Consider the following 23,923-nt stretch of genomic DNA (forward strand, 5'->3'; position numbering starts at 1 on the left):
CCGGCGCGTTCGTACCGAATCGTCCCACAGGGAGACCAAGTCGCTCATGCCGATCAAGGCCCGGGATCTCGCCCTGGATACGCTGCTGCTGATGGTGGCGGCCACCTGCATGCTCATGGGGCTGGTCGCGCTGTTGGCCGGCTGGCTGGAAGTGATGCAGTACTCCCTGTACCTGCTGCTGCTCCCCGGGGTGGCCGGCTCGGTGCTGATCGGCGGTATCGCCCTGCTGGCGGTGCTGCAGGACTGGTCGCGGCTCAGGCGCCTGGCCGGCGGCCTGCTGGGGGCCCTGGCGCTCTACACCCTGGTCCCGCCTGGCATCCTGCCTGCCGGCCTGGCCGGGGGCGGCGGTGCCTTCTGGGCCGGGAGCGCCCCGGGCCTCGCGGCACTGGCCGCCGGGGGGCAGCTGATGGTGGCCACCTGCCTGCTGCTGGGGCTGTCGCGCCCCGCGTTCAGGTGGCTGTGGCGCGGCACCGGCGTGCTGCTGGGGCTGGCCGGGGGGCTCTCCCTGGCCTGGGTGCTGGCGCGGCCGGGGTCGCCCACCGGCCTGCTCACCGCCTCGCCGCTCGCGGTGCTGCTGTTCGTGTTGCTCTTCGGGGCCGCCATGGCGGCGGCCAGCTTCCGTGTCGAGCGGCGTGGCCTCCACCTGGGGCGGCTGGCGGTGGTGGCCGCCCTGGCGGGGGTGGGCGTCAGCAGCCTCGGCGGTAGCCTGCTCGCCCTGCAGCAGGAGTCGGCGCTGAACCGGCAGGCCGACTACCTGCTCGACAACATCCAGCTCAACGCCGAACAGCTGATGGCCTCGCACCTGACGCTGATGGGCCGCATGGCCGAGCGCCTGGACGCGGCGCAAGCCGGGCTCGAGACGGGGGTGCTCGAACGCGACGTGGGGAACTACCTGAGGGATGCGGCGAGCCTGCAGGTGATCGGCCTGCTGGACGACTACCACGGCTGGCTGTGGGGCCGGGCCCGGGACAGCGAGGCGTGGCAATGGATGGGGGCGCGGCTCGAGGAGGCCGCGGTGCGCGACTGGCTGGCCATGCCCTTCGCCCAGCCGCGGCTGATGATGCCGGATGCCGCCCGCCCCGGCATGGCGCTGATGGCGATCGAGGTGCCGCGCAGCGGCCGGCAGCTGATCACGGGGCTGGACCTGGCCATCCTGCTCGACAGCGGGCTGAGGATGCAGCTGGGCCCCTTCCATGCCGCCATCCAGCGCCGCGGACGGCAGCTCCTCGAGCTGCGCCCCCCGGGGGTGTCGGCCACGGAGGCGCCTGCCGAGAGGCGGCATCTGGCCAGGCGGCACATCGGCCTCCCCGGTGGCCCCATGCTGACGCTGGAGACCTATGCCGGCGAGCAGGGCCACTGGCACCTGGCCAGCCTGGTGCCCACGGCCGTGGCGGCGGGCGGCCTCACCCTGAGCTGGCTGCTGGCCTTCAGCCTGGGGCTGGTGAGCCTGGTGATGGCACGCTCCCGCGCCCTGGCCGAAACCCGCCACCAGCTCGAGGACCAGCAGGAGATCCAGGCGATGATCGCCCGCGAGCAGCCGCTGGACGACACCCTGGCCGCCGTGTGCCGGATGCTCGAGCGGCAGTGCCCGGGCGCGCTCTGCTCGATCATGCTCGGCGATGCCGGGGGCGAACGGTTGCGGCTGGTGTCCGGCGACAGCCTGCCCGGGGAGTTTCGCGAAGCCGTGCGCGAGGTCCGCATCGGGCCGGCGGCCGGGGCCTGCGGCAGCGCCGCCCACCTGCAGGCGCCGGTGATCTGCGCGGACCTCGCCCACGACCCGCGCTGGCGGGGGTTCCACGAGATCACCGCGCGCCACGGGCTGCGGGCCTGCTGGTCGTACCCGGTGGTGGCCGGCGACGGCATCACCCTGGGCACCTTCGCCACCTACCATCGCGAGCCCGGCGCGCCCACCGACCAGGAGGTGGCGCTGATCGGCAAGGCGGTCGGGCTGGTGGCGCTGGCGGTGGAACGCCACCGGGTCCGGCACTCCCTGCGGGAGAGCGAGCAGCGCTACCGCTCGCTCTTCGCCTACCACCCGGATGCCGTCTTCTCGCTGGATCTCGACGGCCACTTCGTCAGCGCCAATGCCACCTGCAGCGAGATCACCGGCTACACCGTCGAGGAGATGCTCGGGACGCACTTCGCCGCCTTCGTGGTGCCCGACGACCTGCCGCGCATCCAGGCGCACTTCGCGGCGGCCAGCCAGGGCGAGAGCCGCCACTACGAGCTGGAGATCGTCAAGCGCGAGGGACAGCGCAGGACGCTGGCGCTGCTCAACCTGCCGATCATGGTCGATGGAGGGGTTCGCGGTGTCTACGGCATCGCCACCGACATCACCGAACGCCGCCGGCAGGAGACGCGGCTGCGCATCCTGCAGCGCAGCGTGGAGGCCAGCGTCAACGGCGTGGTGATCGCCGATGCCCGGCAGCCGGACCTGCCGATCGTCTACGCCAATGCCACCTTCATGCGCATGACCGGCTACGCGGAGGCGGAAGTCCTGGGGCGCAACTGTCGCTTCCTGCAGGGCGAGGAGACCGACCGCGAGGTGGTGGCGCAGATCCGCAGCGATCTCGCCCGCCAGCGCGAGGTGCATGTCACCCTGTGCAACTACCGCAAGGACGGCACGGCCTTCTGGAACGAGATCTACATCTCGCCGGTACGCGATGCCGAGGGCCGGGTGACCCACTTCGTCGGCGTGCAGCACGACATTTCCGAGCACAAGGCCTACGAGGCGCGCCTGGCCTACCATGCCAGCCACGATGCCCTGACGGGCCTGGCCAACCGGGCCCTGTTCGAGGATCGCCTGGCCCACGACTTCGCCCTGACCCGGCGGCAGGGCCGGAAGCTGGCGGTACTGTTCATCGACCTGGATGACTTCAAGCCGATCAACGACAGCCTGGGCCATGCCGTGGGCGACCACGTGCTGGTGGAGGTGGCGCGCCGGCTGGCCGCCGCGGTGCGTCCCGGGGATACCCTGGCGCGGCTGGGCGGCGACGAGTTCGTGCTGCTGCTGCCCGACCTGCAGGACGAGGAGCAGGCCATGCGGATGGCCGAGCGGCTGCTGCCGAGGATCGCCCGCCCCTACCGCATCGACGGCCACGAGCTCTACCTGACGGGCAGCGTGGGGATCGCCGTCAGCCAGGAGGACACGGAGCAGCCCCGGGCGCTGATCCAGCAGGCCGACATGGCCATGTACAAGGCCAAGCAGCAGGGGCGCAACGCCTACCAGTGGTTCACCCGGGAGATCACCGAGAAGGTCAACGAACGCGTGGCGCTGCGCAACGACTTGCAGGAGGCCATCGACCGGAACCAGTTCGAATTGCACTACCAGCCGCTGATCGGCCGGGACGGCACGCTGGCGGGGGTCGAGGCGCTGCTGCGCTGGAGGCACCCGGAAAGGGGCTACGTCTCGCCGGCGCGGTTCATCCCGCTGGCCGAGGCGACCGGCCAGATCATGCCGATCAGCGAGTGGGTGCTGGAGCGCGCCTGCCGTGACATGCGGGGGCTCGCCGACCGGGGGATGGGGGCCGTGCGGGTGGCGGTCAATCTCTCGCCGCTGCAGTTCCATCGCGCCAGCTTCCTCGCCACCCTGCGCCAGACCCTGCAGCACACCGGCCTGCCCGCGGAACAGCTCGAGCTGGAGCTCACCGAGGGCATCCTGATGGACGATACCGAAGCGGCGATCGATATCCTGCATGCCCTGAGGAGCATGCGGATCGGGGTCTCCATCGACGACTTCGGCACCGGCTTCTCGAGCCTGAGTTACCTGAAGCACCTGCCCATCGGCAAGGTCAAGATCGACCGCAGCTTCGTCAGGGAGGTGACCAGCAGCGGCCATGACGCCGCCATCGTCCAGGGGATCATCTCCATGGCCCACCACCTGGGGCTGGCGGTGGTGGCCGAGGGCATCGAGACGATAGCCCAGCACCGCCAGCTCGACGACTACGGCTGCGATATCTTCCAGGGCTTCCTGCTGGCCCGCCCGATGCCGCTCGACAGGCTCGAGGCCTTCCTCGCCGAGCGCCAGCCCGCCTGAGCGGCGGGCGGCCCGATGGGGTCGCCCGCCGATCGCCGTCAGAAGGCTTCCCACTCCTCCACGGCCGCGGCGTCCCGGCGCCGGGTGGCCACCGGCTGCCGTTCGCGGCTCGGTGCCGGGGCCGGCAGCCGGGTCGGTGCATCCGCCTCGGCCTCCTCGCCGAGCACGAAGGTGCCGATCAGGCCGTTGAGGCGCTCGGCATGGCGGCGCATGTCGCTGGCGGCGGTGGAGGACTGCTGGACCATGGCGGCATTCTGCTGGGTCATGGTGTCCATCTCCGCCACGGCCGTGTTGATCTGGCCGATGCCGCTGTTCTGTTCCCGGGCGCCGGCGCTGATCTCGGCGATCACGTCGGTGACGCGGGCGACGCTGGTGACGATCTCCTGCATGGTGGCCCCGGCGCGCTGGACGATCTCGCTGCCCTCACGGGTGTGGGCGACGGAGGCGTCGATCAGCTCGCGGATCTCCCGGGCGGCATCGCCGGAGCGGCTGGCCAGGGTGCGTACCTCCTGGGCGACCACGGCGAAGCCGCGGCCGTGCTCGCCGGCCCGGGCCGCCTCCACCGAGGCGTTCAGCGCCAGGATGTTGGTCTGGAAGGCGATGCCGTCGATCAGGGTGATGATCTCGCTGATGCGCCCGGCGGAGGTGTCGATGTCGGTCATGGTGCGCTCGACTCCCTGCATGGCGGATTCGCCCTCCCGGGCCACCGAGGCGGTGGCTTGCACCAGCTGGTTGGCCTGCTCGGCAGACTCGGTGCTGTGGTTCACGGTGGCGGTGATCTCCTCCATGGAGGCCGAGGTCTCCTGGAGGTTGGCGGCGGCCTGTTCGGTGCGCGTGGCGAGCTCGTCGCTGCCCTGGGCGATCTCCTCGGCGGCCCGGTGGACGCTGTGGGTGCTGCTGCGCACCTCGCGCAGGGTCTCCTGCATGCGCGAGACGAAGGCATTGAACTGCTGCGCCAGTTCCCCGACCTCGTCGCGTCTCTCCACCGCCAGGCGGCGCGTCAGGTCGCCCTGGCCGCGGGCGATGTCGCGCATGGCCTCGGCGGTGCGCCGGATGGGGCGGATGGTGCGGCGCACCAGCCAGGTGGTGGCGGCGGCCACGCCGACGAGGAGCAGTGCGCCGACCAGCAGCGAGGCGAGGATCGAGCGGCGCAGCTCGCCGGCGGCCCGGGCCTCGGCGCCGGCCATGGCGGCGTCGATGTCGGTGACGTAGACCCCGGCGCCGAGCATCCAGTCGAGTTCGGGGATGGCCTCCACGTAGGAGTACTTGGGCTCGACGTCGTCGGTGCCCGGGTACTCCCAGGGGTACTCGTAGTAGCCGCCGCCCTGCTCGGCGATACCGATCATGTCGCGGATGATGTAGGCGCCGTCCGGCGCACGCAGGCCGCTCAGGTCGGTGCCCTCGCGGTCACGGCCGTAGGGCAGCACCACGTTGGTGCCGTCGAACTGGTAGGCGAAGATGTAGTTCTCGCCCTCGAAGCGGATGGCGCGCAGGATCTCGGCGGCCTGGCGCCGGGCCGCCGCGTCGCTCAGCCGGTCGTTGGCCAGCACCGGGGCGATGGCGGAGCGGGCGGCTTCCACCACGTCACGCACGCCGGCCTGGCGCGTCTCGATGAGCAGCTGGCGCTGCTGGGCCAGGGTGTCGCGGCTGTCCTGGATGCGGTTGTGGGTATCGAGAACCGCCAGGACAACGGTGGTCAGCAGCAGGGGAACCAGCACCAGTGCCAGTATCCGGGCCTGCAGGCTGAGGGAGAATCGGGAGGCGGCCAGGGGCTCTTGCATCGTCGGGACCTCATGGGTCAGTGAATGGAAACGCCTTCCATCATCGGCAGCCGCGGCGAGAACTTGAGCCCTGCGGCGCTTCCCCGTGGCATGGCTCAAGTTCGCCGCTGTCCGGTCGATAGTGCGAGTGACCGGCATTCCTTTCGGCGGGGATGCGCACGACCGGACAGACACGAGGCAGGGATGACGCGACCCCAGGATGGCTACACACGGGTGGAGAGCCCGACCGAGATCGAGGCGCTGCTGGAGGCGTTGAGCGAGCCGGGCGGGGCCTCCCTGCAGCTCGAGTCGGGGGGCGGCAAGCCGCTGCCGGTGCTGGTGGCGGAACAGCAGCCGGGCGGGCACCTGCTGCTCGACATCAGCGCCATCCGCGAGATCGCCGGCGAGCTCGGGCGCGGTGCGCCCTTCCGCCTGCTGGGCCAGGCCCGGGGCAAGATGCTGCGCACCCCGCCGCTGGCCATGAGCGAGTGCCATGAGGCGGGGGAGCGCCTGCACTGCACCTGCGCCTACCCATCGACCCTCGAGGTGCTGCAGCGGCGGGACTCCTTCCGTGCCCGGCTGCGGCTGGGCATGGAGGTGGGTGTCATCGTGCGGGATGGCGGGGAGGAGGCGCCGTTCCAGGGCGATCTCAAGGACCTGTCGCTGGAGGGGTGCCAGCTGGAGCTGCCCCTCGGCACGGCGAGCCGCCTGGCGTCGTCCCAGCCGCTGGAGCTCGAGTTCTGCTTTCCCAACGGCAGCCGCTTCGTGATCCAGGCGGACCCGCGCCACCACGTGGTCGATACCGAGCGCCAGGTGGTGCGGGCCGGCTTCCGGTTCATCGCCCCCAGCGGGGCGCAGGAACGCCAGCTGTGGTTCTTCGTGCGGGAGATCGAGCGAGAGTCGGCGCGACAGTCGAACGAGACCGATATCTCGTCGCCGGCCTCGTCGCTGTTCCAGGGCGAGGCCGCCACCTCGACCCCGGTGGGGCGGCGCAATGTCCAGGCCTACGCCACGCCCATGGCCAAGCGGCTCGCCAGGGTGGCCGGCTACCTGGATGCCCAGCTCCTCGAGCTGCAGCGGCAGGGCCCCCTCGACCCGGTGCTGCTGTCGCGCCATGCCGATCGCCTGCTGCTCCTCCACGACGAGGATCGCGAGGGCCTGCTGTTCGCCACCCGCTGCATGCGACGCGAGCCGATGCTGGTGCGTCACGGCCTGGCGGTGGCGGTGCACCTGCTCGACCTGGCGGCGACCGGCAGCATGCCCCGCGATGCGCGCAAGGCCATGGTGGCCAGCGCCATGGTGCATGACCTGGGCAAGGCGCTGCTGCCCCGGGCGCTGCTCGAGGCACCCGCCCTCGAGACGGCGCAGCGGGCCGAGCTGCACACCCATGTGGCGCTGCTCAGGCCGCGGCTCGGGCACTGTCACTGGCTCGCCTCCAGCGTGGTGGAGGCCGTGGTGGAGCGGATCAACGAGCGCCTCGACGGCAGCGGCTATCCCGACGGCCTCCGGGGCGAACGGCTCCATGAGCTGACGCGCCTGGCCATGGTGGTCGATGTGGTGGAGGCCATGCGTCGCGACCGGCCTGATCGCCCCGCCTGGAGGGTGGCGGAGGTCTATCGCCACCTGCTGAGTCGCCCCGAACAGTTCGACCAGCGCTGGGTGAAGCGCTACATCCGGCACTTCGGCCTGCTGCCGATCGGCTCCCTGGTGCGCTTCGAGGGGGGAGAGCTGGGCTGGGTGCAGGGGCTGGACGAACGCGGCCGGCCGGCCCGGGTCCAGCTCGCCGAGGAGGCCGTCCCCCCGGGCGAGTCGCTCGGCGAGGTGCTGCACGGGGCGGCACTGGCGAAGCTGGGGGCCGCGGTGGAGGAGGTGGCGGTCTCCTGCTGAGCCGGGCATCGAACGCTAAAGTCGCCGGCGACTTCGCCGATAGACGGAAATAACCCCACGGGAGCGGGCTTTTCGCCGCAACGTTCGGCGCCGAGCCTGTCACACTCCTCAGGATTGAAAAGGACACCTCATGGCCACTATCTCCTCACTGGGCATCGGCTCGGGGCTCGATCTCAACGGCCTGCTCGACCAGCTGCGGGATGCCGAGCGCGGCAAGCTCGCGCCGCTCAAGCAGCAGCAGGCATCGCACCAGGCGAAGATCTCCGCCTATGGCAAGCTCAGCAGCGCCCTCTCGACCTTCCAGTCCGCGGCGGCCAGGCTCAACGAGGCGAGCCTCTACCAGAGCGTGTCGAGCGGCGTGAGCGGCAGCAGCGTCGAGGCGGCGGCCACCGCCGAGGCGGTGCCGGGACGCTATGACGTCGACGTGACCCAGCTGGCGCGGGCCCAGAGCATCGCCACCGGCGGTTTCGCCGAGGGGGCCAGCTTCGACGCCGGGACCCTGACCATCAGCACGGCCAGCGGCGATCCGCTCGCCATCGAGGTGGCCCAGGACGATACCCTCGAGGCGATCCGCGACAGGATCAATGCCGCAGACGGCGGGATCTCGGCCTCCATCGTCAATGACGGGGATGCCGACACCCCCTACCGCCTGGTGCTCTCCACCGGCGAGACCGGCACCGAGGCCGCGATCCAGTCGATCCAGTTCGACGGCGGCGATGGGCGCTTGACCTTCAATGACGGCGCCGCCGACGGGTTCAGCGAGGTGGTGGCCGCCCGGGATGCCAGCCTCACCGTCAACGGGATCGAGATCACCAGCCAGGCCAATCGGGTCGAGGGCGCCATCCAGGGCGTGACCCTGGACCTCGCCGAGCTCGGCGAGTCCACCGTGACGGTGGAGCTCAACAACCGGGAGCTGCGCGAGGCGGTCACCGGTTTCGTCAAGGCCTACAACGACCTCAAGGGCACCACGGGCGAGCTGACCCGCTTCGATGCCGAGTCGGGCGTCGCCGGCGAGCTGCTCGGCGACGGCACGCTGCGCAGCGTCGAGTCGCGACTGCGCAGCGTGCTCGGCGGCGGGGTCGGCGAAGGCGAGTTCCGCATGCTCTCCGATATCGGCATCCGCCTGCAGCGCGACGGCACCCTCGAGCTCGACGAGGCGCGTCTCGACGAGGTCATCGTCAATGACCGCCAGGCACTGACCGACTTCTTCGCCGGCCAGGACAAGGCCGGCGGCCTGGCGGGGAAGCTCGACCAGAGCCTCGGGCAGATGCTCGATGACCGCGGCCTGCTGGGCAATGCCAAGCGCGGCCTCGAGAGCCGCATGGACAGCCTGGACACGCGCTTCGAGCGCATGGAGCGCTCCATCGAGCGCACCATCGAGCGCTATCGCCAGCAGTTCGGCCAGCTGGATGCCATGATCGCCAGCATGAACCAGACCAGTTCCTACCTGACCGAGCAGTTCGACATGATGAACGCCCAGCTCGGGCGCACGAAATGAACGCCACCCGGCCGGGGGCAACGCCGATGATGCCCGGCCCGAGCGAGACGAGAGGAGCGAGATGACCATGAGTGCCATGCGAGGAGCGGCTGCCTACGGCCGGGGTGCCGGGGCCAGTGCCTATGCCCGGGTCGGGGTCGAGAGCGGGGTCATGTCGGCCAGCCCCCACCAGCTGATCGTGATGCTCTTCGACGGGGCCCAGGCCTCGATTCGTGCCGCGCGCATCCATATGCAGGCCGGGAATACCGCGGAGAAGGGCAAGGCGATCTCCAAGGCCCTGGATATCGTCAACAACGGCCTGATGGCGGCGCTGGACGCCGAGCGCGGCGGCGAGGTCGCCGAGCGGCTGGCCTCGCTGTACGACTACGTGGCCCGCCTGCTGCTGGCGGCCAACCTGCACGACGACGAACAGAGCCTGACCCAGGCCGAGCGACTGCTCGACGACGTGGCTTCCGCCTGGCGCGAGATCGGTGGTCAGGCCGCCGGGGAGCGAGGATGAGACACCACCACGCGCCGGCGAGGGGGCCGGCGGCCCAGGAAACCGTGATCGCCGCCTACGAGGCGCTGCTCGAACGCTCCTCGGAGATGCTCGACTCGGCCCGGTCCGCCGACTGGGAGGCGCTCATCGACCAGGAGAGCCGCTACCTGGTCGAGGTCGAGCGCCTCCGTCACCGGGAAACCGAGCTGCCGCTCGACGACCCCCGCGGTGAGCGCAAGGCCGAACTGCTGGAGCGGATCCTCGAGCAGGACCTGGAGATCCGCCGGCGCCTCGTCGAGCGGCGCGACGAGCTCGGCCGGCTGATCGGCAGCGGCCGGCAGCAGATGGCCCTGTCCCGGGCCTATGGTCCGCAGCAGGGCGCTTCACGGACGATCGATGCCGAGCCGCGCTTCACCAAGAAGCCGTCGTGAGCGGGATCAACCTGCTGATCGATACCCTGCTGCACCAGGTACTGGGCAAGCGGGTCGATACCCCGCCGCCGCGGGAGCTCAACGAACCGGTCAAGCCGGTGTCGCCCTCCGAGGCGCCCCGGGCCCTGCACAGCGACTCCCGGCTCGATGCCCGCGCGCCAGCTTCCCCGCTGACGGAAACCGTCCGCAGCGCACGGCAGGGCGCGGAGACGCCGCCCGCCGCCCGCCCGGGCGGCGAGTCCCCGCCCTCCTCGACCCGTATCCACTTCAGCCCGTCGGCACGCTCCATTGCCGACCTGCTGGTTCGCTTCCCCGCGCCGCCCTCGGTGGTCCGCCCGCCCCTGCCGCTGATCGCCATCGATGAGCCCGCCTCGCCGGCCCGGCTGGCGGAGCGCCTGCAGGGCAGCGTGCGGGACAGCGGGCTCTTCTACGAATCGCACCTGGCACGCTGGTTTCGTGGCGAGCTGCCCCGCGAGCAGCTGCAGCGCGAGCCGCAGATGTGGCGCACCCGGCACTTCACCCCGGTGTCACCGGCCGCTGCCCGGGAGGTGCTGGCACCCTGGCAGGCCAATGTCCCCCTCCAGGGCGCGGGGCGGGTGCGGGGAGGCGAGGCGGCACCTCCCGCTGCCGAGCGCGGGGCCGCCCCGCCGGCCTCCACGCCCCCGGCGGCGGGCGGTGGGGTCGCTGCCCCTGCCCCTGCCGCGTCGCCCGCAGGAACGGCCCTGTCCCGGTCGGCCACCGCGAGCCCCGAGTCGCGCGAGCCCGCCGCGCCCGGTGCCGGCCAGTCGCTGCCGGCCGAGGCCGCGGATCGCCAGGTCCGGGTGGCGCGGGAGCCGCTGCACGAGAGCCTGCAGGGTATCGTGCGCCACCAGCTGGAGATGCTGGCCATGCCGGTGCTGCGCTGGGAGGGCGATGTCTGGACGGGTATCTTCATGGTGCTGGTGATGCAGCTGCCCCCCGGCGAGCGTGAGGGGCAGGAGGCGGCCGGCGAGGAGGAGGGCCGGGAGGAGCGGGAGTCGCAGGGCTGGCGCTCCGGGATCACCCTGCAGGTGGCCGGCCTGGGGGAGGTGGGGGTCGATCTCTGGTTGCGGGGCGAGCGGCTGGATCTCGACCTCAGTGCCCGCGAGGCCGGCGTGCGGCGTGAGCTGGAGCGGGGTGTCGGCAGGCTGACGCCCCGTCTCGAGGTCTGCGGCCTGACGGATGTGCGGGTACGGGTCGGGTTGCCGGGCCCGGGGGAGGAGGCATGAGCGACAGGTCCCGGGATCAGCGCCGGCGCGCCGTGGCGCTGGCCTACCGCGACGGCGACGATGCCCCGCGGGTGGTGGCCAAGGGCTATGGCGAACTCGCCGAGCGCATCATGGCCGAGGCCGGGCGACAGGGAATCCATGTGCATGACGCACCGGAGCTGGTGGCGCTGCTGATGCGGCTCGACCTCGACGAGCGGATTCCGCCGAATCTCTATCGGGTCATCGCCGAGCTGCTGGTATGGGTGCGCGAGATCGCCGACGGCGCGGGAGGGGAGGCCAACTAACCGTTATTTTTTGTAAAAAAATGATATGGTTTTGAAAAAAACCAAAGCATACTTTGTGTCATTTTAGACACAGGAACGATGCTCCTGCGCCACCGGTATGATTTTTCTCATCTTTTTTTCTTACTTGATCTCGGTCAATCTTTTCGCCCCTCGTCGGTGGAGTTTCAACGGATTGCACGGCGGCAATAAATGTTCACAATCGGTGAGCGGAACTGACGTCCGCACCGATGATCATGACGCCAGAGCATGGCCGGAGCGGGAAAGAAGAAGAGTGCCCTCGTGCGTCGCCTGCGCACGCAGAGGCCTACCTTGGTGCAGGGAACAATGAACAATACCCATCTTCTGGACGAGATCGAGGAAATCAACCTCGCCTATCTCCTTCTCGCGCAGCGCATGCTGCACGACGACCGCACCTCGGCGATGTTCCGTCTCAAGATCGACGACGAGATGGCCGACCTGCTGCTCTCGCTCAGCGCCCGCCAGCTCGCCCAGCTGGCGCGGACCAACCAGCTGCTCTGCCACTTCGGCCACGAGAGTGCCGAGCAGCTGCGCCAGGTCACCCACAACCAGCGCGAGCAGGGCCTGTCCCGTTTCCACGCCTCCCTGCTGATGGCCTCCCGCTCGGGCGAGCTGGCAGTGGGGGCCTGAACCATGTCACAGAAAAGCCTGGTCACCGAGATGCAGCAGGTGCAGCTGGCCATCGAGCTGATCGAGCTCGGCGCGCGGCTGCAGGTGCTGGAGACCGAGACCGACATCAGCCGTGCCCGGCTGATCAAGCTCTACAAGGAAGTGCGTGGCATGTCGCCGCCCAAGGGGATGCTGCCGTTCTCCACCGACTGGTTCATCACCTGGCTGCCCAACATCCACTCGTCGCTGTTCTACAACATCTACCTGCGGCTGCGGGAGGATCACGGCTGCGATCGCATGGAGGCCTTCGTGCGGGCCTTCCGGCTCTACCGTGAGCAGGTCCAGATCGACGGTGTCGAGGCGGTGCTGGGCCTGACCCGGGCCTGGACCCTGGTGCGCTTCTTCGAGAGCGACCTGCTCCAGCTCTCCGGGTGCACCCGCTGCGGGGGCCACTTCGTCGCCCACGCCCACAGCCCCGACCACGACTACGTGTGCGGCATCTGCCAGCCTCCTTCCCGGGCCGGCAAGACCCGCAAGCGCCAGAAGGCAGCAGCCGGCGGCGGCCAGGGCCAGGCCGCTCGCCGCCAGGCCTGACGCGCCGCGATGTCGCCCGGCGCCCCTCCCGGGGTGCCGGCCATCGGCTCCCTCCGCGCGCCGTCGATTTTTTCCCCTCGCCTGCCTCAAGTCCCCCCTTGCCCTGCCGATAACGGTAAAGACGCTCCCGGTGATGTCGCGCCTGCATCGCGCCGCGGGAGGACGATGGCGTGACGCCAGTCGGGCCGAGAATCGTTGAGAGCAAAGGACACCGGTAGTGCTGATACCCCTTGGATATATCGTCGTCATCCTCTGCGTGTTCGGTGGCTTCGTGCTGGCCGGCGGCAGCCTGGGCCCCCTCTACCAGCCCACCGAGTTCCTGATGATCGGCGGGGCCGGCATCGGGGCCTTCATCGCCGCCAACAACGGCAAGGCGATCAAGGCCACCTTTCGTATCTTTCCCCGGCTGCGGCGCTCCAACAAGTACGACAAGGCGCTCTACATGGAACTCATGGCGCTGCAGTTCAAGCTGCTGTCGAAGGTGCGTCGCGAGGGGATGCTGGGCATCGAGCGGGACATCGACAATCCCCGGGAGAGCGCGCTGTTCAACGAGCACCCCCAGGTGCTCGCCGACCCCATGATCATGAACTTCCTCACCGACTACCTGCGCCTGATGGTGAGCGGCAGCATGGATCCCATGGAGATCGACGAACTGATGCTCCACGAGATCGAGGCCTTCGAGCAGGAGGCGCATATCCCCGCCGATGCCATCGCCAAGGTCGGCGACGCCATGCCGGCCTTCGGCATCGTGGCGGCGGTGATGGGGGTGGTGCGGGCACTGAGTACCGCCGATGCCGGGCCCGACGAGATGGGGGTGATGATCGCCCACGCCCTGGTCGGCACCTTCCTGGGGATCCTGCTGGGCTACGGGTTCATCAATCCGGTGGCCAGCCGCGTCGAGCGCCAGATCAAGGAGGCGGAGAAGATGCTCCAGTGCATCCGCGTCACCCTGCTGGCGAGCCTGCACGGCTATGCCCCGCAGCTGGCGGTGGAGTTCGGTCGCAAGGCCCTGCACACCGCCGAGCGCCCCGGCTTCAGCGAACTGGAGGAGTACGTGCGCAATGCCAGGTCGGGTGCGGGTAGCGCATGAGTACGGCGGGGGAGAGGCGGCCGATCATCATCCGCCGCAAGAAGGTGGTCCATCAGCACCACGGCGGCAGCTGGAAGATCGCCCTGGCCGACTTCATGACAGCGCTGATGGCGCTGTTCCTGGTGATGTGGATCCTCGCCGCGGCGACGCCGGAACAGCGCGAGGGCGTGGCCGAGTACTTCAGCACGCCCCTGGTGGGCGCCATCACCGGCGGCGAGCGGGTCACCGGCAGCACCCGCCCGATTCCCGGGGGAGGGCCGGACCCGGCGCACACCGATGGCGAGCGGGCGCGCATCGACATGCGCACCCAGACCCGCCCCAGCGACGAGCAGCGGCGCTTCTTCATGGACCTGCAGCGGCGCATCGAGTCGGTGATCGAGGCCGACCCCGAACTGCGCCAGCTGAGCTCGCAGCTGCGCTTCGACCTGACCCAGGAGGGGCTGCGGATCCAGCTGCTGGATACCGAGCAGCGGCCGATGTTCGATCTCGGCAGCGACCGGGTGGCGCCCTACATGCGTGACCTGCTGCGCACCATCGCCCCGCTGCTCAACGAGCTGCCCAATGACCTGAGCCTCAGCGGCCACACCGACAGCCTGGCCTTTCTCGGTGGCTACCGCGGCTACAGCAACTGGGAGCTCTCCACCGATCGGGCCAACGCCTCGCGCCGCGAGCTGGTGGCCGGGGGGCTGGAGCCGGACAAGCTGCTGCGGGTCTCGGGGCTCGGTGACCGGGTCACGATGCCGGACACCGCCCCGGCCGACCCGATCAATCGACGCATCGAACTGCTGGTGCTCTTCCCGCAGGTGAGCGAGCGGATCCGTTCGCCGAGCCTGCTGGATGGCCCCGGCATGCCGTCACCGCTGGGGCGGCGAGATACCAGTCCCATCGACACGGCGCCGGTGGAACGGTTCACCGAGAGCCTGCGCCGGGCCCTCGATGGCGAACAGGGCCGCTGAGGCCCGACAACAACCCAGGGTGGAAAACGCGGATGGATATCACCGATTTCTACGACACCTTCTTCGAGGAAGCCGAGGAGCTGCTCGCCGACATGGAGCGCTATCTCCTCGAGCTGGATGTCGAGGACCCGGACGCCGAACAGCTCAACGCGATCTTCCGTGCCGCACATTCGATCAAGGGCGGCGCCGGGACCTTCGGCTTCGACGTGCTGCAGAAGACGACCCACCTGTTCGAGAACCTGCTCGACCATACCCGGCGCGGGGAACTCCCCCTGCGCCGTGACATCGTCGATACCTTTCTGGAAACCAAGGACATGCTTCACGACCAGCTGGATGCCTATCGCAACGGCAGCGAGCCGGACCAGGAGGCCTTCGAGCGCATCTGCAGGATCCTGCAGCAGCTGGCGCTGGAGGAGATCGGCCAGGATCTCGAGGGCGGAGGCGCCCCGGCACCGGCACCCGTCGAGGCGGCGGTGACGCCCCCCGCTGCGGACCCGGAGGAATCGTCACCCGCGTCAGGCGGCGCCGCCGATGGCGGCCGCCTGATCGTGGCCCTGCTGGGGGTGGGTGACGAGAACCGCCAGCTGCTGGTGGAGGAGCTCGGCCAGCTGGGGGAGGTGATCACGCAGTCCGGCGACGCGGCGCGCTACGAGGTGGAGCTCGAGACCACCGCCGGCGCCGACGATATCGAGGCGGTGATGTGCTTCATCATCGAACCGGAGCAGATCGAGGTGCGGGCGGCGGCCGTCACCGGCGAGGCGCCCCCGGCAGCGGCCGCTGCCCCTGCCGAGCCGCCGGCCGCCGCCGAGCCGGCCCCGAAGAAGGCGCCCCCGGCCAAGCCGAAGCCCAAGCCCGCGGCCAAGGGGGCGACAGAGTCGACCTCGATCCGCGTCTCGGTGGACAAGGTCGACCAGATCATCAACCTGGTGGGCGAGCTGATCATCACCCAGTCGATGCTCGACCAGACCGCCAGCGAGCTGGACGGCGTGACCAACGGCTCGCTGGTCAACGGCATGAACCTGCTGCAGCGCAACGCCCGGGACCTGCAGGAAGCGGTGATGTCGATCCGCATGATCCCCATGGACTTCGTCTTCAGCCGCTTTCCGCGCGTGGTGCGCGAGACCTCGAGCAAGCTGGGCAAGGAGATCGAGCTGGTCACCGAGGGCGAGTCCACCGAGCTCGACAAGAGCCTCACCGAACGCATCATCGACCCCCTCACCCACCTGGTGCGCAACAGCCTCGACCATGGCATCGAGCCGCCGGAGCAGCGCGAGGCCGCGGGCAAGCCGCGCACCGGCCGGCTCACGCTCTCGGCCCGGCACCAGGGCGGCAACATCCTCATCGAGGTCATCGACGACGGGGCCGGCCTCGACCGCGACAGGCTGCTGGCCAAGGCCCGCGAGAACGGCCTGAACGTCTCCGACGCCATGAGCGATGACGAGGTGTGGCAGCTGATCTTCGCCCCCGGCTTCTCCACCGCCAAGGAGGTGACCGACGTCTCCGGGCGTGGTGTCGGCATGGACGTGGTCAAGCGCAACATCCAGGGCATGGGCGGGCAGGTGCAGATCATGTCGACCCCCGGCGAGGGGACGACGATCCGCATCGTCCTGCCGCTGACCCTGGCGATCCTCGATGGCATGTCGATCAAGGTCGGCGAGGAGATGTTCATCCTGCCGCTCTCGACGGTGCTGGAGTCGCTGCAGCCGGCCAGGGAGGACCTCTACGCCATGGCCGGCGACGACGTGGTGCTCAAGGTGCGCGACGAGTACCTGCCGGTGGTGGCGGTGCACGAGGCGTTCGACGTGGCGGGCGCCCGGACCGAGCTCACCGAGACCATCGCCGTGATCGTGCAGGGCGAGGGGCGCCGCTATGCCCTGCTGGTGGACGACCTGGTCGGCCAGCAGCAGGTGGTGGTGAAGAACCTGGAGACCAACTACCGCAAGGTGCCCGGCGTGTCGGCGGCGACCATCCTCGGCGACGGCAGCGTGGCCCTGATCCTCGACATCGCCGGCCTGCATCGACTGAGCCGTGCCAAGAAGGAGGCGCGCCGTCCGCAACACGCGCTCGCCGACGAATCCCCGCTTTCCCGCAAGGAGGTAGAGACGCCATGACCAGCCACAACGCAGAGGCCGCCCTGGCGGCCGCCGAAGCCCAGAACCGGGAGTTCCTGGTGTTCTCCCTGGGCGACGAGGAGTACGCCGTCGATATCCTCAAGGTGCAGGAGATCCGTGGCTACGAGAACGTCACCCGCATCGCCAATGCCCCCGACTTCATCAAGGGCGTGACCAACCTGCGCGGCGTGATCGTGCCGATCGTCGACCTGCGCATCAAGTTCCACCTCGACCGGGTGGAGTACGGCGGCCAGACCGTGGTCATCGTGGTCAACGTGGCCGAGCGCATCGTCGGCATCGTGGTGGATGGCGTCTCCGACGTCATGACCCTGACCCCGGAGCAGATCAAGCCGGCCCCCGAGTTCGGGGTCACGCTCTCCTCCGACTTCCTGAGCGGACTGGGCAGCCTCGATGACCGCATGCTGGTGCTGGTGGACATCGACAAGCTGCTGACCAGCGACGAGATGGCGCTGGTCGAGCACGTCAGCGAGTGAACGGCGCCTCCCCCGGCCTAAAGCGCCGGCGGGAGAGGCCGATAACGGTAACAGGAACCCGGCGCGAGGCCGCGTCGCTGCCGTCGAGGCGAGCGCCAGGCCGCGCCGGGGCCGCCACAACGCCAAACGAGTACGACCGAGGACGCCATGCGGGGACTGTCGACGACGAAGAAGCTCTGGGGACTGCTGGGCATCATCTGGCTGGCCATGCTGCTGCTGGTGGGCTGGGGCGCCTGGGAGAACCGCCAGACCATGCTCGAGGAGCGCAGGACCGCGCTAGGCGACACCATCGACATGGCGATGAACGCCATCGCCGGCCAGGCCGAGCGCGTCGCGAATGGCGAGCTCGACGAGGCCGAGGCCAGGCGCCTGGCGGCGGCCGTGGTCCGCGACATGACCTATGACGAGGGCCGCGGCTACATCTACATCTTCAATGAGGCCTACGAGCTGCTGGCCCACCCGCGCCTGCCCGTGGGCACCTCCGTGGGCGACTTCCAGAACGAGGAGGGGCGCTACCTGTTCCGCGAGTTCGTCGAGTCCGTGCACCACGACGACGGCTTCGTCGACTACCTCTGGGCCCACGAGGAGCAGGACAGCCTGGCCGAGAAGTCCTCCTTCCACGCCTACTACGCGCCCTGGGGCTGGGTCGTGGGTACCGGGGTCTACATCGACGACATCGATGCCGCCTTCCTCGCCTCCCTGGCCAGCAACCTGCTCTCGTTGCTGGCGGTGGGGCTGCCGCTGACGGGGCTGATGGGGCTGGCGATCCGCGACATCTCCCGTCGCCTCGGCGGCGACCCGCGCTATGCCGCCGAGGTGGTGAGCCACATCGCCGACGGCGATCTCACCCGGGACGTTCGCCTGTCCGCCAGCGACCGGGAGAGCCTGCTCTACGATCTCGACCGGATGCGTGCCTCGCTGGCCTCGACCATCGGCGAGATCCACGTCAGCGCCGACGAGCTCAACCGTGCCGTGGAGGAGCTCGGCGCGGGCAACGACGAGCTGGCCACCCGTACCGAGCAGCAGGCCGCGTCGCTGGCCGAGACCGCCTCGAGCATGGAGCAGCTGACCGCCACCGTGAGGCAGAACGCCGAGCACGGCGAACAGGCCCGTGACCTGGCCGGCAGCACGGCGCAGAGCGCCGAGCGCGGCCGCCAGGCGATGACCAGCGTGATCGACTCCATGTCGGCGATCAACGAGAGCGCCGGCCAGATGACCACCATCGTCGAGACCATCGATGCCATCGCCTTCCAGACCAACATCCTGGCGCTCAATGCCTCGGTGGAGGCCGCCCGGGCCGGCGAGCACGGGCGCGGCTTCGCCGTGGTCGCGGAGGAGGTGCGCAAGCTGGCCAGCCGCAGCGCCGAAGCGGCCCAGGAGATCAAGGGACTGATCGAGACCTCGGACGGGCAGGTCGCCGAGGGGACCCGGCAGGTGAAGGAGACCGGCGGCATCATCGCCGGCATCGCCGAGGAGATCACCCAGCTCAGCACCCTGATCGACGAGATCTCCGCCGCCTCCCGGGAGCAGAGCCATGGCATCGAGCAGGTCAACGAGGCGGTGTCCCAGATGGATCGCATGACCCAGCAGAACGCCGGCCTGGTGGAGGAGCACACTGTCGCCTCCCAGCGCCTGGCCGACCAGGGGCGGCGGCTGCGCGAGCACGTCGCACGCTTCCGCGTCGATGCCGGCCGGACCGACGCCCCGCCCCGGCCTGCCCTGGCGGCACCCGAGCCGGACAGGCGGGCGCCGGCGGCACTGGCCGAGGCCTGAAGGCGTCACCCCCTGGCGCCAGGGGTGAGAGCCGGACGGCAGAAGCCGGCCTCACCCGGCATTCGAAGGGCGGCCGGGGTTCGGCCGCGGCAGACACCTGACCACAACGATACAGGGTGACAGCGTGAAGCAATTGGTGAAGCGAGTCCTCGACAACATGACGGTGCGGCTGAGCTGGTTCCTGGTGCTGGGAACCTTCTTCGTCCTGATCCTGGTGCTGAGCGGGCTGGGGCTCTACGTGCTGGAGCAGGGGCGCCAGGCGGTGGACGAGATGGCCGCCCATGCCGGCGAGGCCGGCGCCCTCGGCCAGCAGGCCTTCGCCGAGGCGGCAGGCACCATGCGCCTGGCCATCGTCGCCGTGCTGCTGTTGGCGGTGCTGACCACGGCGGTGGTGGTCTGGGGCGTCACCGTCAACGTGATCCGGCCGCTCTCGCGGGTGGTGACACACTTCGACACCATGGCCGGCGGCGACCTGTCGGTACCCATCGAGCATCTCGGCGACAACGAGATCGGCCGGCTCTACGCCTCGGTGGAGAAGATGCAGCAGAGCCTGTCGCGCACCGTGGGCACGGTGCGCGGGAGCAGCGACGGCATCTATCGCGGCTCGCAGCAGATCGCCCATGGCAACAACGACCTCTCCTCGCGCACCGAACAGCAGGCCGCCTCCCTGGAGGAGACCGCCTCGAGCATGGAGGAGCTCTCTTCCACGGTGAAGCAGAACGCCGACAACGCCCGCCATGCCAGCCAGCTCGCCGTGGAGGCCTCTCGCACCGCGGGCGACGGCGGTGAGGTGGTGGGCGAGGTGGTCACCACCATGCACGAGATCAGCCGGAGTTCGCACCAGATCACCGAGATCATCAAGGTGATCGACTCGATCGCCTTCCAGACCAACATCCTGGCGCTGAACGCCTCGGTGGAGGCCGCCCGGGCCGGCGAGCAGGGGCGCGGCTTCGCCGTGGTGGCCGGCGAGGTGCGCAACCTGGCCGGGCGCAGCGCCGATGCCGCTCGCGAGATTCGCGGCCTGATCGAGGCCTCGGTGGCCCGGGTCGACGCCGGCACCGCACGGGCCGACAAGGCCGGCCATACCATGGACGAGATCGTCGCCGCCGTGCAGAAGGTGAGCGACATCATGGACGAGATCGCCTCCGCCTCCCAGGAGCAGAGCCACGGTATCGACCAGGTCAACCTGGCGGTGGCGCAGATGGACCAGGTGACCCAGCAGAACGCCGAGCTGGTGCAGCAGGCCGCCGCCACGGCCAACCAGGTGGAGGCCGAGGCGGAACGCCTGAGGAGCGCCGTGGCCGGCTTCCGCCTGCCGGACGGCGCGGCCGTTGACGACAGCGACCTGGCCCGCTGGATGCCGGCCCTGATGCCGGCGCCGAAACGGGCCGATGGCAGCGGGACGCCCGCCCGGCAGCCCGGCCACGACGAAGAGTGGGAATCCTTCCAGTAGGCGGCGGCCTGGCTCGCCACCCCAACCACAACCCATCGACAAGAGCGGCGCCGAGAGTCGCCAGCAGGGGAAATGACGATGCGCGACAATCAACCGGTCACCCGGCAGGAGTACCAGCTCCAGGACGATCACTTCCTGATCTCCCGTACCGACCTCAAGGGGCGGATCACCTACGCCAACCCGGCCTTCGTCGAGGTCAGCGGCTTCAGCCACGATGAGCTGATCGGGGCGCCCCACAACCTGGTGCGCCATCCGGACATGCCGCCGGCGGCCTTCGCCAACCTCTGGGAGACCCTGGCCGCCGGGGAGAGCTGGCGCGGGCTGGTCAAGAACCGGCGCAAGGACGGCGACCACTACTGGGTCGACGCCAGCGTCACCCCCATCGTCGAGGAGGGCGAGGTGGTGGGCTACGCCTCGGTGCGGGTCAAGGCCGCCCGCGAGGCGATCGACCGGGCCGAGGAGGCCTATGCCCGCATCCGGGCCGGCCAGGGCAAGCACCTGCGCCTCGACCGTGGCCGCCTGCGTCGGCGCGGGCTGCGCGGGGCCCTGGCGCGCATCAACCTTTCCACCATGCGGGCACGCATCGCCATGATGGTCGGCGTGGCGGCGCTGCTGCTGATGGCCAGCGGCGGCATGGGGCTCTTCGCCCTCCAGGCCTCCGGCGAGCGCCTGGCGGAGCTCAATCGCGACGGCCTCGAGGACGTGGTGCGCCTCCAGCAGATCGGTCAGCTGGTGACCGAGGCGCCCCAGAGCCTCTCGGGCCAGGAGCGCATGGAGGTGATGGACGTGCGCGAGGAGCGCGCCGAGGGCCTGGCGCTCGCCGTGACGCGCCTGGAGACGACCTGGGCCGAGTTCATGGACCGCGAGGTCAATCACGAGCCGGAGTCCCGCGCCTTCGGCGAGGCCCTGGAGGCCTACATGCAGGAGGGGCTGCTGCCGATGGGGGCGGCGCTCGCCGGCGAACCCTTCGATGCGCTGATGGCGCTGAACAATGACCTGGCGCCGCTGCTGGAGACATCCAACGAGCTCACCGCCTCGGTGAATGCCCTGATCGAGCGCAAGCGCCAGGCGGCCGAGGTGATGGCGGCCGAGGCCGAGGCCGGCCAGCAGCAGATGCTGGTGGCCCAGCTCGCGGTGCTGGCCGCGGGCCTGCTGCTGCTGGCCCTGATGGGCGTCATGACGCTGCGGGCGGTGACCCGGCCGCTGCACGATGCCATGGCCTTCACCCTGCAGATCGCCGCCGGCAACCTGGCGGCCCGGGTGCCGGCCCGTCGTCGCGACGAGGTCGGCAGGCTGCTGGGTGCCCTGGACATCATGCGCAAGAGCCTGGGCAGCATCGTCGGCGACGTCCATGGCGGGATCCGCGTGGTGACGCCGGCGGCCCGCGACATTGCCGTCGGCAACGACGACCTCTCCTCGCGCACCGAACAGCAGGCGGCGTCGCTGCAGCAGACCGCCTCGAGCATGGAGGAGATGACCACCACCGTGCAGCAGAACACCGACAACGCCCGCCAGGCCAGCGGCCTGGCCACCGAGAATGCCAGCCGGGTCCGCGAGACCGGCGAGCTGATGCACGAGGTGGTGGCCACCATGGGGCGCATCACCGAGAGCTCGCGCAAGATGACCGAGATCATCGACGTCATCGACTCCATCGCCTTCCAGACCAACATCCTGGCGCTCAATGCCTCGGTGGAGGCCGCCCGGGCCGGCGAGCAGGGGCGCGGCTTCGCCGTGGTGGCCGGCGAGGTGCGCAACCTGGCCGGGCGCAGCGCCGATGCCGCCAAGGAGATCCGCACGCTCATCGATGGCTCCTCCCGGGAGATCGGCTCCGGCGCCCAGGTGGTGAAGAAGGCCGAGGGCGCCATCGAGGAGGTGGTGTCGGCGACCACCCGGGTCAACGACATCATGGGCGAGATCACCGCCGCCTCGGAGGAGCAGAGCGGCGGCATCGGCCAGATCAACCAGGCCATCGCCGAGATGGACCAGGTCACCCAGCAGAACGCCGCTCGGGTCCAGTCCAGTGCCCGTGCCGCCGCCGAGCTGGAGCGTCAGGCCGAGCTGCTGTCGATCGCCGTGTCGGCCTTCCGCCTGCGGGGCGCCGGCATGGAACAGGCGCCGAGCCTGCAGGAGCGCCGCGCCCTGTCGAGCGATGCCTCGACGGACAAGGCGCCGCGGGCCCTGCCGTCCTCCGGCGAGGGTGACGCCCGCCAGCCGGTGCGCCGTCAGGCCGCCGACGTCGAGGAGTGGGAGGAGTTTTGATCGAGCCCAGGGAATCACCGGCCTTCACCGCCGGTGGCTGGTCCGGCTCCGGGGGCATGGAGCGGGACCTGGAGCTGACCGATGCCGACTTCGCACGGATTCGCGAGCTGATCTACCGGCGGGCCGGCATCGTGCTCGCCGAGCACAAGCGCGAGATGGTCTACAGCCGTCTCGCCAAGCGCCTGCGCCACCACGGCCTGACCCGCTTCGGTGACTACCTGGCGCGACTCGAGCGCCAGCCCGAGGCGAAGGAGTGGGAGGCCTTCACCAATGCCCTGACCACCAACCTCACGGCCTTCTTCCGCGAGGCGCACCACTTCCCGCTGCTGGCGGAGCATCTGCGTGGCCGGGCGGGGCCGGTCCGGGTCTGGAGCGCGGCGGCCTCCACCGGCGAGGAGCCCTACTCCATCGCCATGACCCTCGCCGAGTGCCTGGGGCCGAGCGCCCAGCAGGCCCGGGTGATCGGCACCGATATCGACACCGAGGCTCTGGAGAGGGCCCGGGCCGGCATCTATCCGCTGGAGCAGGTGCACAAGCTCGAGGAGGCGCGGGTCAAGCGCTTCTTCCAGAAGGGCACGGGGCGCCAGGCGGGACTGGCGCGGGTGCGACCCGACATCCGCGCCATGGTGGAACTCGAGGCGCTCAACCTGCTGGCCCCCCGCTGGTCCCTGCAAGGGCCCTTCGACGCCATCTTCTGCCGCAACGTGATGATCTATTTCGACAAGGAGACCCAGGCGCGGATACTGGAGCGCTTCGCGCCGCTGCTCAAGCCCGATGGGCTGCTGTTCGCCGGCCACTCGGAGAACTTCTCCTACATCAGCCAGGCGTTCCGGCTGAGGGGGCAGACGGTCTACACCCTGGCGTGAAGCGGGAGGCTAAAGTCCTGCGGCCGGCTGCCGATAGAAGGAACAAGAACCGAGGGTGCCATCCAGCGCCATCACGCCG

At 70.0% G+C, this 23,923-nt stretch carries 18 protein-coding genes; 17 read left to right on the forward strand and 1 reads right to left on the reverse strand.

Annotated elements, in window-relative coordinates:
* Positions 1-46 precede the first annotated feature (46 nt).
* Positions 47-4,036: an EAL domain-containing protein gene (locus ACOMD9_RS01390; protein WP_421411756.1), complete on the forward strand. Its 3,990-nt coding sequence runs from the start codon at positions 47-49 to the stop codon at positions 4,034-4,036.
* Between the two features lie 38 nt (positions 4,037-4,074).
* On the opposite strand, the gene ACOMD9_RS01395 is transcribed toward ACOMD9_RS01390, so the two are convergent.
* Positions 4,075-5,817, reverse strand: a complete 1,743-nt coding sequence (locus ACOMD9_RS01395) for a methyl-accepting chemotaxis protein (protein WP_421411757.1) — start codon at positions 5,815-5,817, stop codon at positions 4,075-4,077.
* 183 nt (positions 5,818-6,000) lie between these two features.
* On the opposite strand from ACOMD9_RS01395, the gene ACOMD9_RS01400 reads away from it, so the two are divergent.
* The 16 genes from ACOMD9_RS01400 (at position 6,001) to ACOMD9_RS01475 (ending at position 23,844) form a co-directional block, all read left to right on the forward strand.
* Positions 6,001-7,683 (forward strand): HD domain-containing phosphohydrolase, encoded by a 1,683-nt coding sequence (locus ACOMD9_RS01400; protein WP_421411758.1) that lies wholly within the window; start codon positions 6,001-6,003, stop codon positions 7,681-7,683.
* 130 nt (positions 7,684-7,813) lie between these two features.
* Complete coding sequence (gene fliD / locus ACOMD9_RS01405) at positions 7,814-9,181, forward strand: flagellar filament capping protein FliD (RefSeq protein WP_421411759.1); 1,368 nt, start codon at positions 7,814-7,816, stop codon at positions 9,179-9,181.
* A gap of 67 nt (positions 9,182-9,248) precedes the next feature.
* A complete protein-coding gene (gene fliS / locus ACOMD9_RS01410) occupies positions 9,249-9,680 on the forward strand; it encodes a flagellar export chaperone FliS (RefSeq protein WP_421411760.1) in 432 nt (143 codons plus the stop codon).
* A complete protein-coding gene (locus tag ACOMD9_RS01415; RefSeq protein ID WP_421411761.1) occupies positions 9,677-10,090 on the forward strand; it encodes a flagellar protein FliT in 414 nt (137 codons plus the stop codon). The genes fliS and ACOMD9_RS01415 overlap by 4 nt, the downstream gene beginning before the upstream one ends.
* The gene (gene fliK, locus ACOMD9_RS01420) at positions 10,087-11,337 is read left to right on the forward strand and encodes a flagellar hook-length control protein FliK (RefSeq protein WP_421411762.1); all 1,251 of its coding nucleotides are present in this window, start codon (positions 10,087-10,089) and stop codon (positions 11,335-11,337) included. Before ACOMD9_RS01415 ends, fliK begins: the two co-directional genes overlap by 4 nt.
* Positions 11,334-11,621 (forward strand): EscU/YscU/HrcU family type III secretion system export apparatus switch protein, encoded by a 288-nt coding sequence (locus ACOMD9_RS01425; RefSeq protein WP_421411763.1) that lies wholly within the window; start codon positions 11,334-11,336, stop codon positions 11,619-11,621. The genes fliK and ACOMD9_RS01425 overlap by 4 nt, the downstream gene beginning before the upstream one ends.
* Before the next feature lie 324 nt (positions 11,622-11,945).
* On the forward strand, positions 11,946-12,269 hold the full coding sequence (flhD, locus tag ACOMD9_RS01430) for a flagellar transcriptional regulator FlhD (RefSeq protein ID WP_421411764.1): 324 nt from the start codon (positions 11,946-11,948) through the stop codon (positions 12,267-12,269).
* Positions 12,270-12,272: 3 nt separating this feature from the next.
* A complete protein-coding gene (gene flhC / locus ACOMD9_RS01435; protein ID WP_421411765.1) occupies positions 12,273-12,842 on the forward strand; it encodes a flagellar transcriptional regulator FlhC in 570 nt (189 codons plus the stop codon).
* Between the two features lie 217 nt (positions 12,843-13,059).
* Positions 13,060-13,932, forward strand: a complete 873-nt coding sequence (gene motA / locus ACOMD9_RS01440; RefSeq protein ID WP_421411766.1) for a flagellar motor stator protein MotA — start codon at positions 13,060-13,062, stop codon at positions 13,930-13,932.
* A complete protein-coding gene (motB, locus tag ACOMD9_RS01445) occupies positions 13,929-14,888 on the forward strand; it encodes a flagellar motor protein MotB (protein ID WP_421411767.1) in 960 nt (319 codons plus the stop codon). The genes motA and motB overlap by 4 nt, the downstream gene beginning before the upstream one ends.
* 32 nt (positions 14,889-14,920) lie before the next feature.
* On the forward strand, positions 14,921-16,999 hold the full coding sequence (cheA, locus tag ACOMD9_RS01450; protein WP_421411768.1) for a chemotaxis protein CheA: 2,079 nt from the start codon (positions 14,921-14,923) through the stop codon (positions 16,997-16,999).
* Positions 16,996-17,493 carry a chemotaxis protein CheW gene (gene cheW / locus ACOMD9_RS01455; RefSeq protein WP_421411769.1) on the forward strand — a complete coding sequence of 166 codons (498 nt, stop codon included), beginning with the start codon at positions 16,996-16,998 and terminating at the stop codon, positions 17,491-17,493. Before cheA ends, cheW begins: the two co-directional genes overlap by 4 nt.
* 147 nt (positions 17,494-17,640) lie before the next feature.
* A complete protein-coding gene (locus ACOMD9_RS01460) occupies positions 17,641-19,266 on the forward strand; it encodes a methyl-accepting chemotaxis protein (RefSeq protein WP_421411770.1) in 1,626 nt (541 codons plus the stop codon).
* Between the two features lie 124 nt (positions 19,267-19,390).
* Positions 19,391-20,719, forward strand: coding sequence for a methyl-accepting chemotaxis protein (locus ACOMD9_RS01465; protein ID WP_421411771.1), 1,329 nt, complete (start codon positions 19,391-19,393; stop codon positions 20,717-20,719).
* 78 nt (positions 20,720-20,797) lie between these two features.
* A complete protein-coding gene (locus tag ACOMD9_RS01470; protein WP_421411772.1) occupies positions 20,798-22,978 on the forward strand; it encodes a methyl-accepting chemotaxis protein in 2,181 nt (726 codons plus the stop codon).
* A gap of 56 nt (positions 22,979-23,034) precedes the next feature.
* Positions 23,035-23,844, forward strand: coding sequence for a CheR family methyltransferase (locus ACOMD9_RS01475; protein WP_421411936.1), 810 nt, complete (start codon positions 23,035-23,037; stop codon positions 23,842-23,844).
* Positions 23,845-23,923: the final 79 nt, after the last annotated feature.

Source organism: Halomonas terrestris (genome assembly GCF_049166755.1).
In the GTDB taxonomy this organism is placed as follows: Bacteria; Pseudomonadota; Gammaproteobacteria; order Pseudomonadales; family Halomonadaceae; genus Halomonas.